Raw genomic sequence first — 11,471 nt, forward strand, 5'->3', positions numbered from 1 at the left:
TCAATAAAAAATTAATACTTTTTTTAAAAAATTTCACGAATTCTCTTTTATCTTTTGAAAATTTCTTGGTAAAACGCCAATTCTTTCATTAAAAAGCCAGTTCTTTCATCAAAAAGTAACTCTCCATTCTTCATCAAACTGATGACGAAACCATGTCATTTGTCTTTTTGCGTATCTCCTCGTTTGTGTTTTCACCGCCTCTAGAGCATTTTCAAAGCTTCTATGTCCATCCAAATAAGCCATAAATTCAGGTATACCAATCGCTTTCATCGCTGGTAACGAAGGGGAAAGCGTAAGTTTCTTCATAGCCCTTACCTCTTCTAAAGCGCCTCTTTCAATCATCGTGTCCAAACGTTTATGAATACGTTCATAAAGCAGTGAGCGAGGTGGCATGAGAAGAATTTTTTCGGCACAATTTGCTGCAATAAGAGGCGTTGTTTTTTGCTTCTGCCAGCAACTGAGCGTCTCACCAGTTGCATCGTAAACTTCCAAAGCACGGACAATACGCTGTCCATCTTGCGACGAAATTTTTTCAGCAACAACAGCATCAATATGCAACAACTGACGATAAAGGCTTGCTGTCCCCTCTTTATCAAGTAGCAAACGCCATTTTTGCCGCACAACATCTGAAACATGAGGGATTGGCGAAATTCCCTCCAAAAGAGCACGAAAATAAAGTCCTGTTCCACCAACAAAAATAACTGATCTCGACGTACAAGTAGCCAACAGCTTTTCAACATCACACAACCATTGACCAACTGAATAATTCAAAGTAGGACTCACATGACCATAAAGGTAATGAGGCACAATCGCGGTCTCAGCCTCGCTTGGCCGTGCCGTTAAAATATTTAAAACATCATAAACCTGCATTGAATCAGTATTAATAATGAAAGCATCTTTTTCTTGAGCCATTTGCAATGCAAGTGCTGATTTTCCACTTGCCGTTGGTCCTGCTATTAATGTAATTGTTCTTTCTGCCATGAAGAGTAATCTCTCCCAATCAGCAATTTATTGCAATATGCATGAAAGCCCCCAAAGCTTCTGTATTTTCTTCCCTATTATCATAAAGTAAAAACTTTAAACAAAAATACGAACAAGGCTGCTCCCTCAAGATAAAGAAAACCCTTCTAAAAACTATAAAAAAATGGAGGTTAATAACAACATCAAAGGAATTTTTCAAACATTCCTTGCTACCATACTTCAATAACAAATTACAGCCATAAATATTCTGTCCGTTAGACCATTTAATACAGGTTGTTGATGATCATTTATGAATAATAGTATCGAGCTTAACCTATACAATCAAACAGATGTATTTTTTCCTATAAAAATAGCATATTACTCTGGCTTATTAACTAAGAGCCTCAGAACCTTTCTTGCTTACACTTTCTTTTTTTATCACTATTTTTTTATCCATCATAAAGAAAAATATAAATATATCAATAACTAATTGCTTCTAATGTGATTTTTATATGAAATGTTTTTTAAACTGAAGTAAAAAACATCTTTTACAACACACAAAGTATAATCACAAAGCGCTGAAAATCTTACTGGATAAAACATTATGTATAATAATTGAGCATTTTATTTATAAATAGTTGGGTGTTTTACAATTTGAATACGAGCCTTCAATATCACAAGATTATCTTATTTTTTCTCATAAAGCATCACATCAGTACCATTCACGTGCATCACAAGTAGGGACAAAAATTACCTTAAGAAAGAAGGAAAATACTTTTCATATAATATTTCACAGCAAAGGCTGTTGTAATATTGAAAACCAACAAATATCACTGTCAACTTGTACTTTTATTCAGCGAAAAAATGAAACCATCCAATGGATTTTTGTATATAACCCATACGCTCCATCACAAAATGGGCTAAAAAATACGAAATCTCACTTGGCTGAACACCTAAGTTCCCATATATTAAAACTGATCAGAAACAAATTCCCCCAACATCAATCCATAAGGCTTCAATCCATTGGGATCGTTACAAACCGTAACTCTCCATCGGGGCGTGCTACAATGAAGAGAGCATTTTTGCGTCCAGCTTCACGTAATTTATGAAAACGTTTTTTAGCCTCATCAATTTTTGTAATAGCACTCTGATTGATATCAACAATCACTTCACCAACGCGAATACGTTTTTTATCCGCGGCACTATTTTGTGTAACCGATGTCACCACTAATCCTTGAATTTTATCTGAAATCGAATAACGATGACGCAAATCCTCTGTCAATTCAGATAACGTCATTCCCATCACTTGCATTGTCACGCTTTTCGATGGATCATCATTTTTTTGATCATCAACTTCTTCTTCTGTATCTTCATTAGCATCGGTCTCAATCAAACGTCCAAGTCTAACTTTTACTGTCTTTTCTTGCCCATTGCGTAAAACAGTAACATCAACCACTTTTCCTTCCACACTCTCCGCAACTAAACGAGGCAAATCACGAGCATGCTTAATCTTAGAATTTCCAAAAGAAAGAATGACATCTCCTGTTTGCAACTGACTATTATCGACACTATTTTCTTCTGTCTGTTCTATTTTACCAGCCACTAATGCCCCTACAGCATTATCCAGCTTTAAACTTTTAGCAATATCCTCTGTCACCGGCTGAATACGAATAGCCAACCAACCACGCCTTATTTCTCCAAACTCACGCAATTGATTAATAACAGAAAGAGCCATATCCGATGGAATAGCAAACCCAATACCGATAGATCCACCAGAAGGAGAAACAATTGCTGTGTTAATGCCAATAACTTCACCATTTCTATCAAATAATGGACCACCAGAATTGCCTCGATTAATCGCTGCATCTGTTTGAATAAAATTATCATAGGGACCAGCATTAAGATCACGGTTACGGGCAGAAATAATACCAACCGTCACACTCCCACCAAAACCGTAAGGATTACCAATAGCCATAACCCAATCACCAATACGCGCTTTTTCTGAATCACCAAAACGTACAGCTTTTAATTTTTTAATTCCCGCATCCACTTGAAGCAACGCTAAATCTGTTTTGCTATCCTTGCCAAGGAGCTTTGCCTTGAGTTTTGTACCATCCGTGAAATTCACTTCAATATCATCAGCATCAACAATAACATGATAATTTGTAACAATAATTCCTTTTTGGGCATCAATTACAAAACCAGACCCCAAAGAACGCACCTTTTGAAATTGACTATTTTTGTCCCCATCTTTGGGCGTAAAAAAATCATTAAAATATTCCTCCAGCAATGAATCTTTGGGAATAACGGGTACCGAAGTATTTTCATCCTGTTCTGTTCCTTCAACAGTCTGTGCCGTAGAAATATTCACAACCGTCTTCAAAAGCTCAGAAGCTAAATCAGGAACAGAAAGGAGTGTCTTGTTTATCTCTGCGCCCCAAGAGAAACGCACGAAGCCTGATAAAAACAAAATCACACAAAAAATAACTCTTGTGATAAAAGACTTTAAAAACGTATTTCTACTCACGATACTTTTACCCATGACGGGCCCTTAAACCAAAGTTGCAAAAAACCTTACTCAATTTATCATACAAAAATTAGTATGGCTTCACATTCTCTCACATTCATCATAAAACAAGCAACTATAGGGCATACTTCTCATACGAGTATCCTCCATACACTGTTTCATCTATTCTCCACCAGATTTTGAATCAGCTTTACTCAAACTAGGACTCATTTTTGATAAAGGAGATGAAGTTTTTTTCTTTGCTTGCAAGGGATTGCGAAAATAAAGAAAGAAATCCTCATTTGGTGAGATAACCATCGGTATTTTCTCTAAATTTTTATACTGTTCCATCGCTAACCAAAAATCGTAAAAAGATGGATTAGCTTCCCGTGCCTTTAATAAAATGCGAATACTTTCAGCCTGTCCTTCACCGCGCGTAATTTCAGCATCACGCTTTGCAGCCGCGACAATTTCTTCATATTCACGATTGGCCTCCGCCACAATACGATCCCGCTCTTGTTGACCACGAGCGCGAATATTTTCCGCCACCGCTTCCCGTTCTGCAGCCATTTGCCGATAAACATCTTCTGAAACAGCATCGGTTAAATCGGTTTTCCGAATACGCACATCAACAATCTTAATACCCAGCGAGCCTGCATCTATAGAAAATTGCCTTTGGACCTCAGCCATCATTGCGCCTCGTTCATCTGATAAGGCAGCTTTAAATTCTCGTTTACCATAAACAGCCCGCAGAGCATCAATAAAGCGTGGAGCAAGATTTTCACGTGCTGCAATCTGTGGGCGCCCTGAAGCAATACGCTGTAAAAACAATTTAGGATCCGTAATGCGATAAATAAAGAACGCATCCACTTCATAATAAGCTCCCCCACGAACTTGCACAGATTGCGTAGGAACATCGTAACGCAACAGCCGATTATCCACCACAATCATCTTATCGACAAAGGGCATTTTAAAATAAATTCCAGGATTAGACTCGACCTTAACGATTTGTCCAAAACGTTTAATCGCCACTTGTTGACGAGGATAGACAACAAAAAGTGACATCCACAAAATGAGTAAAAAAATTATTATGGTACTAAAAATAAATAAAAAACGGGACTGCTGCATTATTAACGTCCTCCAGAAATTTGAGAATCTAAGAGCGATACAGAACGTGCTGATTTTATTTTTGCTTTTTCTGATAAATTATTATGCAACAATTCATTCAAGGGAAGATAAGGCACCGCAGGAGAATTAATTTGATCGAGAATCAATTTATTGGGTGAAGAAAAAACACGCCCCATCGTCTCCATATAAAGACGATAACGTGCAGCCTCTGGTGAAATAGCAGCCTCACGAGCTATGGACTGAAAACGTTCAGCACGCCCTGTTGCCTCTTCAACCATTTGTGCTTTTTCACCCTTCGCGATTTCCCGTGTACGTGAAGCTTCACCATTGGCTAAACCAATCTTCGTAAAACGCACACGATTTCCTTCTTCAATCATTCGTCCACGTTCCTGTTCTGCTTGCTGAACAGAATTAAACGCCGCGGCAACTTTAGTAGGAGGAGCCGCTTCACTGATCGATACACGGCTTATTTCGACACCGAGTTGATATTTATCGACAGTCAACTGAGTAATCTTTCTTACATCATCAGCAACTTCTTCCTTTTTATCGCGTAAAACATCATCAACAGGTCTTGAACCAATAACCTCTCGCATTGCACTTTCAGCAACCTGACGAACGGTTCCTTCTTGATCATTCACATTGAATAAAAATTGTCCTGGATGTGAAATGCGATAGTAAACAGAAAAATTGACATTCACAATATTTTGATCACTCGACAACATTAAACCTTCGCTTTGTTGTCTCTGTCCAGGATGCCCACCAATTGCAATTGTTTTTTCCGTTAAAGGCACTTTCATATAGGTCTCAATTGGCCAAAAGTGAAAGTGCAATCCATCACCGATAACGCCTTCCTTAGGCACACCGAAACGCAATTCTACGGCTTGCTCATTTTGTTGGACGATATAAAGTGACTGATAGAGAAAAAAACATACAGCAAGCAGAAGAAACAAAATAAAAATCCCTCCCCTACTAAATTGTTTAAACTGATCTTGTCCTTTACGCAAAATATCATCAAAATTGGGACCGTTGTCACCGCCATTATGTCCACCAGAACCAAAAAGACTCTTAGGCGATGTTTTTCTGTCACCACTTTTCTTGTTTTTATCGCCACTCCACGGGCCACCACCATTTTGATTTGTCCAGGGCATTACCACCTCTTTAACTGACTACTATTCATTCAAATATCAAGAATTTACTGAGAACTCATAGGATCCTTATCTTAATTATGCAACCGATAAACCCTTTTCACTTCACATTACAAAACATTATTTCCGCTCATAAACAACAAAATGTGTTGGATGACTATCTTTATCTCCTTTGGGAATATCTTGTGTTTGTACAATAGTCCACTTTTCTTTGTCAAAAACAGGAAAAAAACTATCACCTTCTATAGATGCTAAAACTTTTGTAAGGAATATTTTATCAGCCAAACTGAATCCTTGTTGAAAAATTTCACCCCCACCAATAATAAAAATCTCCTCTATATCATTTTGAGCCGCAACGCTTTTTGCAAGAGAACAAGCCTGCGATAAAGAATGGACCACAACCGCCCCTTCAGCGCTAAAAGTACGATCACGTGTAATGATAATATTTGTACGTCCTGGTAAAGGTCTCCCAATAGAATCCCAAGTTTTTCGTCCCATAATAATGGGCTTACCCAACGTCAATGCTTTAAAGCGTTGCAAATCTGTTGATAAATGCCAAGGCATTGCACCTTCACGACCAATAACACCGTTTTCTGCAACAGCAGCAATTAAACAAATGGAAATCGTCATATTGCTACCGGCGCTTTAATATGGGGGTGTGCTTCATAATTAAGCAATTCAAAGTCCTCAAATTGAAAAGAAAAAAGATCTGTTACGGCTGGATTTATGCGCATACATGGCAGAGCATTAGGAACACGAGACAATTGATGTTTTGCCTGTTCAAAATGATTAGAATAAAGATGAGCATCCCCCAAAGTATGAATAAAATCACCAACTTTAAGGCCACTGACCTGCGCAATCATCATCGTTAACAATGCGTAAGACGCAATATTGAATGGGACCCCTAAAAAAATATCTGCTGAACGCTGATAAAGCTGACAGGATAATTTTCCTTCAGCGATGTAAAATTGAAAAAGACAATGGCACGGAGGCAAAGCCATTTCCTCTATTAATGCGGGGTTCCAAGCTGATACAATCAAGCGACGAGAATCTGGTTTTTCCTTAATCATTGTTAAAAGATTGCTCATTTGATCAATATGGCGTCCATCAGGAGCAGGCCAGGAACGCCATTGATAACCATAAACAGGACCAAGATTTCCTTGTTCATCGGCCCATTCATCCCAAATCGATACACCATGTTCTTTCAACCATGCAATATTTGTATCGCCTTTAAGAAACCACAAAAGCTCATAAATAATTGAACGTAGATGGAGTTTTTTTGTCGTCAACAACGGAAATCCCGCTTGTAAATCAAAGCGCATTTGATATCCAAAAACAGATCGCGTTCCAACACCCGTTCGATCTTTACGATCAATACCATGATTTAAAACGTGGGATAAAAGATCCAGATATGATTTCATAGAGTTATTATGTCCGATTCTTTTCATTATAGAAAATAAAAACTGTAAAATCCCTATAAACAGAATTCAATTTTTAAAAAAAAACATCTTACACAAGAAATTATCATGATCTGACTAAATTTTTGATACAAAAGATAAAATACTATAGACAGATTCTTAATAAAATAACATAGAGGAATAATGAACAAAGATAGATGAACGTGAAATAGAAGGGATTAACTATGGAAAAACAAGAATCTTTAGCACCGCATGATACAAGAAAACGTGTTCTTTCTATCATATCGAGTGCATCAGGCAATCTGGTAGAATGGTATGATTTTTATGTTTATTCTTTTACATCTATTTACTTTGCCTCACAGTTTTTTCCTTCTGATGGAGATGTTGTTACCGAACTTTTAAAATCTTCCATTGTCTTTTTTATTGGCTTTTTGATGCGTCCAATTGGTGGTTGGCTCTTTGGTTATATTGCCGATCGTTATGGACGTAAACGCTCTTTACTTATTTCTGTTTTTATGATGTGTGGAGGCTCTTTCCTTATTGCCCTGCTTCCCACTTATGAAACAATTGGAGCAACAGCAGCCGTTTTACTCATTTTGCTTCGTATGATCCAAGGGCTTTCCGTTGGCGGTGAATATGGGACAACAGCAACTTATATGAGTGAAATTGCTCTTAAAAAACGTCGTGGCTTCTTTAGCTCCTTCCAATATGCAACACTTATTGGCGGTCAGCTTCTTGCAAGTTTGGTTATGTTTGTTCTTGCCTTCTATCTCACAGAAGACCAGTTAAAGGCGTGGGGATGGCGTATTCCTTTTGTGATTGGTGGATGTGGCGCCATTGTTGCAATTTATCTGCGTCGTTCTCTTCATGAAACAACCACAAAGGAAAGCCGCTCTCAAAAACACACAGGTAGTCTTAAAGAGCTTCTACGCAATCATGGAAAAGCGTTCTTTTTGGTGGTCGGTTTTACAGCTGGAGGATCACTTATATTTTATACCAGCACAACTTATATGCAAAAATATCTGATCACAACCACCGGATTTGATAAACCCACTGCAACGACAATAATGACGGCTGCACTCTTTGTTTTTATGTTACTCCAACCTCTCTTTGGTTCTCTAGCAGATAAAATTGGCACTAAAACTTCACTGCTTATTTGGAGCAGCCTCTCCATCATCTTTATCGTGCCAGGACTGAGAATAATTGGTAGCACCAATGATACTTGGATTGCGCTCTTAATCATTATTGGAATGCTGTGTATTTTGAGTTTTTATACATCTGTCTCCGGTATCGTAAAAGCAGAAATGTTTCCTGCTTCAGTACGCGCCATGGGAGTTGGGCTTTCTTATGCTATTGCCAATGCAATCTTTGGCGGCTCTGCTGAAACTGTAGCACTCGAGTTTAAAAAGCATGGATATGAATCTATATTCCATTTTTACATAGTCGGCATGATGATTATTGCCTTTATCGCAATCTGCTTCATGCCCGATGCGCGTAAAAAGGGGTATTTACAAGGAGATGATATTCATTAATTTTTGATATTAATAAAAAAGCCCAAAATACTGGGCTTTTTTATATCTGTCCTCTAGAAAATTTAAAGCTTAAAACTTTTTATCCCTGTCAAACACTCCAAAGAAGAAATTTTTTCTCCCACATAAACCGCTTATAAAAATAAACGACTTCATATTATTCTATAATAAATACTTCTTTTGCTGAATTTTGTTCGCTAGAAATAAAAACGTTTGATTTATTTTAATATTCTCATTTCCAATCAAAATCGAAGAAAAACGATTATCTTTCAAGAAATTTTATCAAGAGTAAATGACACATTGTCTCATGCTTTTGTTTAATACCTTCTTTAATGGGATTCCCATGCAAAACAAAGGCCCCACGAAAAAGTAGAAAACCCCATTATATTATGAATCTCTGCACTTTTTAAAGTTTTCTCAATATCCCCAAATCAATTTTACGATAACGCTTATGAATGACATAAATAAAAGTGCCATAAATTATAAATATTAATCAATAGATTGATTTATAATAATCTATGGTTATTCAACTTAAATGAGAGTTTCTAATGCCGGCAGGCTCCTCTCTTTTTCAAACTTGTTTATATTGAATCAATCAAAACCATTCGCTTGTACGTTAAAAGGAGACAAAGCGATGTGGATAAAAACGGTACAAGAAAGAGCTAAAAATGCTCCCTTTGAACCGCCTTAATGGCTCAAGAGCTGTCGTAACATTGTTGACCACCACTTTCACGCTTAATCAAAATGCTAGCGGCTATCATAATATTATTTTCTAGACCTCAATGTCGCCCTCCCCCTTGCCCCTTAAAAAGAGCTCATAAAAAGTATTTTTACGCACATACCAACCTCACATATAGTATATAAATAGCCACTAATGTTATTTTACGAAACAATATCAAGCTTATAAACTAAAGAGCATTCTATCTTCATAAACACGTTCATATGTCCATAATTCACAATAAAACAAAAAATAATATTTCCTTAAAAGATTGCCAAAAGCGTATGATTTACGCAATATCCCATATACCTAAAAGCATTGATCGCTCCAGAGAAATCCTTACAGTGCCCTCTGAACTTTAAGTGCACAAACGCATTCTTTTACCCTTTCAAGTTTTTAGCTTCTGAACTAAGGATATAAGCATGAAATAAAAGCCCATTTACGAATGGCCAGCAGTAGAAATTAATTCATCCCTCACCACAATTCGATTCAATTTTACTTTATTTATATAATGATACTATAAATATACTATATAGTAATATTATTTATTCTTTTTAGATACCCAATAAAAGCCTTGAAAAAACTAAAAATACTATAAATTATCTTAAAGTATTTTATTAAAAAATTATCATGATACAATCGCGTTTTTATAATACACACCGTAAAACAGCGTTTAAGAAAAAATTTATTAATTAAAAAGGGGAATGCTTCATGAATAACCAAACAACTTTAGAGCCTCATGATACAAGGAAACGTATTTTTGCTATCATATCCAGTGCCTCAGGAAATCTGGTAGAATGGTATGACTTTTACGCTTATTCCTTTGCATCAGTTTATTTTGCCTCACAATTTTTTCCTGAAGATGAAGATATTGTTACACAACTATTAAAAACTGCAGGAATCTTTTTTATTGGCTTTCTTATGCGCCCCATTGGAGCATGGCTCTTTGGCTTCATTGCTGACCGCTATGGTCGTAAACGCTCAATGCTTATTTCTGTTTTTATGATGTGTGGAGGTTCTTTTCTCATTGCCATACTTCCTACTTACCAAACCTTAGGCATAACAGCAGCATTCCTTCTTCTTTTAGTCCGTATGTTTCAAGGACTTTCGGTTGGCGGTGAATATGGTACAGCCGCAACTTATATGAGCGAAGTTGCCCCCAAAGATCGTCGTGGGCTCTTTGCTTCTTTTCAATATGCAACAACGATCTCTGGTCAACTTATTGCGAGTTTTATGATATTTATTTTAGCCATGTATCTTACTGAAGATCAGTTAAAAGCATGGGGATGGCGTATTCCTTTTGCCATTGGTGGCGTAGGAGCAATTGTTGCACTTTATCTGCGTAGTCTTCTCCATGAAACAACAACCCACAAAAGCCGCTCTGAACAACACGCTGGTAGTCTTAAAGAGCTTTTTCGTAATCATAAAAAAGCTTTCTTTTTGGTTGTTGGCTTTACAGCTGGCGGATCTCTCACATTTTATACATACACCACTTATATGCAAAAATATCTGATCACAACCACCGGCTTTGATAAACAAACAGCAACAACAATCATGACTGCCGCCCTCTTTGTTTTTGTGTTATTCCAACCCCTTTTAGGTACCTTCGCCGACAAAGTTGGCGCACGATTTTCACTCATCAGTTGGGGAATTTTATCCATTATCTGTACCATTCCTGCTCTTAAAATGATTGGAAATGCCCATAACCCATGGAGTGCACTCTTCATCATTATTGGAATGCTCTGTGTTATGAGTTTTTATACCTCCATCGCCGGTATCATAAAAGCAGAATTGTTCCCTGCTTCAATCCGAGCAATTGGTGTTGGATTTGCGTTTGCCATTGGCAATGCACTCTTTGGTGGTTCTGCTGAATATGTAGCGCTTGGACTAAAAAATATAGGATACGAATCCGTTTTCTTTTTTTACATCGTTGGAATGATGATCATTGCCCTCATCTCTATTCTCCTTATGCCCGATATCGATAAAGGAGGATATCTCGATAAAGATGAACTTCATTAAAGTGACTGGCTGAATAAAAAAGCCCAAAAAAAATTGGGCTTTTTTCAA

General features: G+C 37.2%; 8 protein-coding genes. 2 read left to right on the forward strand and 6 right to left on the reverse strand.

The window, feature by feature from the left end; translation table 11 throughout:
- Positions 1-108: 108 nt before the first annotated feature.
- From miaA to AC6ER9_RS00425, 6 genes are all read right to left on the reverse strand, one after another.
- Entirely contained in the window at positions 109-981 is an 873-nt protein-coding gene (miaA, locus tag AC6ER9_RS00400) for a tRNA (adenosine(37)-N6)-dimethylallyltransferase MiaA (RefSeq protein WP_497074516.1), read from the reverse strand.
- A 994-nt stretch (positions 982-1,975) separates the two neighbouring features.
- Positions 1,976-3,502 (reverse strand): Do family serine endopeptidase, encoded by a 1,527-nt coding sequence (locus AC6ER9_RS00405; RefSeq protein WP_497074517.1) that lies wholly within the window; start codon positions 3,500-3,502, stop codon positions 1,976-1,978.
- Between the two features lie 147 nt (positions 3,503-3,649).
- On the reverse strand, positions 3,650-4,594 hold the full coding sequence (hflC, locus tag AC6ER9_RS00410; protein WP_497074518.1) for a protease modulator HflC: 945 nt from the start codon (positions 4,592-4,594) through the stop codon (positions 3,650-3,652).
- Positions 4,595-4,596: 2 nt separating this feature from the next.
- Positions 4,597-5,742: an FtsH protease activity modulator HflK gene (gene hflK / locus AC6ER9_RS00415; RefSeq protein WP_497074519.1), complete on the reverse strand. Its 1,146-nt coding sequence runs from the start codon at positions 5,740-5,742 to the stop codon at positions 4,597-4,599.
- 117 nt (positions 5,743-5,859) lie between these two features.
- Positions 5,860-6,369: a dihydrofolate reductase gene (locus tag AC6ER9_RS00420; protein ID WP_497074520.1), complete on the reverse strand. Its 510-nt coding sequence runs from the start codon at positions 6,367-6,369 to the stop codon at positions 5,860-5,862.
- Complete coding sequence (locus AC6ER9_RS00425) at positions 6,366-7,160, reverse strand: thymidylate synthase (RefSeq protein ID WP_497074521.1); 795 nt, start codon at positions 7,158-7,160, stop codon at positions 6,366-6,368. The genes AC6ER9_RS00420 and AC6ER9_RS00425 overlap by 4 nt, the downstream gene beginning before the upstream one ends.
- A gap of 221 nt (positions 7,161-7,381) precedes the next feature.
- Here AC6ER9_RS00425 and AC6ER9_RS00430 point away from each other — a divergent pair, with 221 nt between their 5' ends.
- Positions 7,382-8,689 carry an MFS family transporter gene (locus tag AC6ER9_RS00430; RefSeq protein ID WP_497074522.1) on the forward strand — a complete coding sequence of 436 codons (1,308 nt, stop codon included), beginning with the start codon at positions 7,382-7,384 and terminating at the stop codon, positions 8,687-8,689.
- A gap of 1,426 nt (positions 8,690-10,115) precedes the next feature.
- Positions 10,116-11,423: an MFS family transporter gene (locus AC6ER9_RS00435; RefSeq protein WP_497074523.1), complete on the forward strand. Its 1,308-nt coding sequence runs from the start codon at positions 10,116-10,118 to the stop codon at positions 11,421-11,423.
- The last annotated feature ends 48 nt before the right edge of the window (positions 11,424-11,471 follow it).

This window comes from Bartonella sp. SL317 (assembly GCF_059687655.1).

Bases quoted from the DNA above. Each gene is read 5' to 3' on its own strand.
- miaA (WP_497074516.1), bottom strand. From the start codon at position 981: ATGGCAGAAAGAACAATTACATTAATAGCAGGACCAACGGCAAGTGGA.
- AC6ER9_RS00405 (WP_497074517.1), bottom strand. From the start codon at position 3,502: ATGGGTAAAAGTATCGTGAGTAGAAATACGTTTTTAAAGTCTTTTATC.
- hflC (WP_497074518.1), bottom strand. From the start codon at position 4,594: ATGCAGCAGTCCCGTTTTTTATTTATTTTTAGTACCATAATAATTTTT.
- hflK (WP_497074519.1), bottom strand. From the start codon at position 5,742: ATGCCCTGGACAAATCAAAATGGTGGTGGCCCGTGGAGTGGCGATAAA.
- AC6ER9_RS00420 (WP_497074520.1), bottom strand. From the start codon at position 6,369: ATGACGATTTCCATTTGTTTAATTGCTGCTGTTGCAGAAAACGGTGTT.
- AC6ER9_RS00425 (WP_497074521.1), bottom strand. From the start codon at position 7,160: ATGAAATCATATCTGGATCTTTTATCCCACGTTTTAAATCATGGTATT.
- AC6ER9_RS00430 (WP_497074522.1), top strand. From the start codon at position 7,382: ATGGAAAAACAAGAATCTTTAGCACCGCATGATACAAGAAAACGTGTT.
- AC6ER9_RS00435 (WP_497074523.1), top strand. From the start codon at position 10,116: ATGAATAACCAAACAACTTTAGAGCCTCATGATACAAGGAAACGTATT.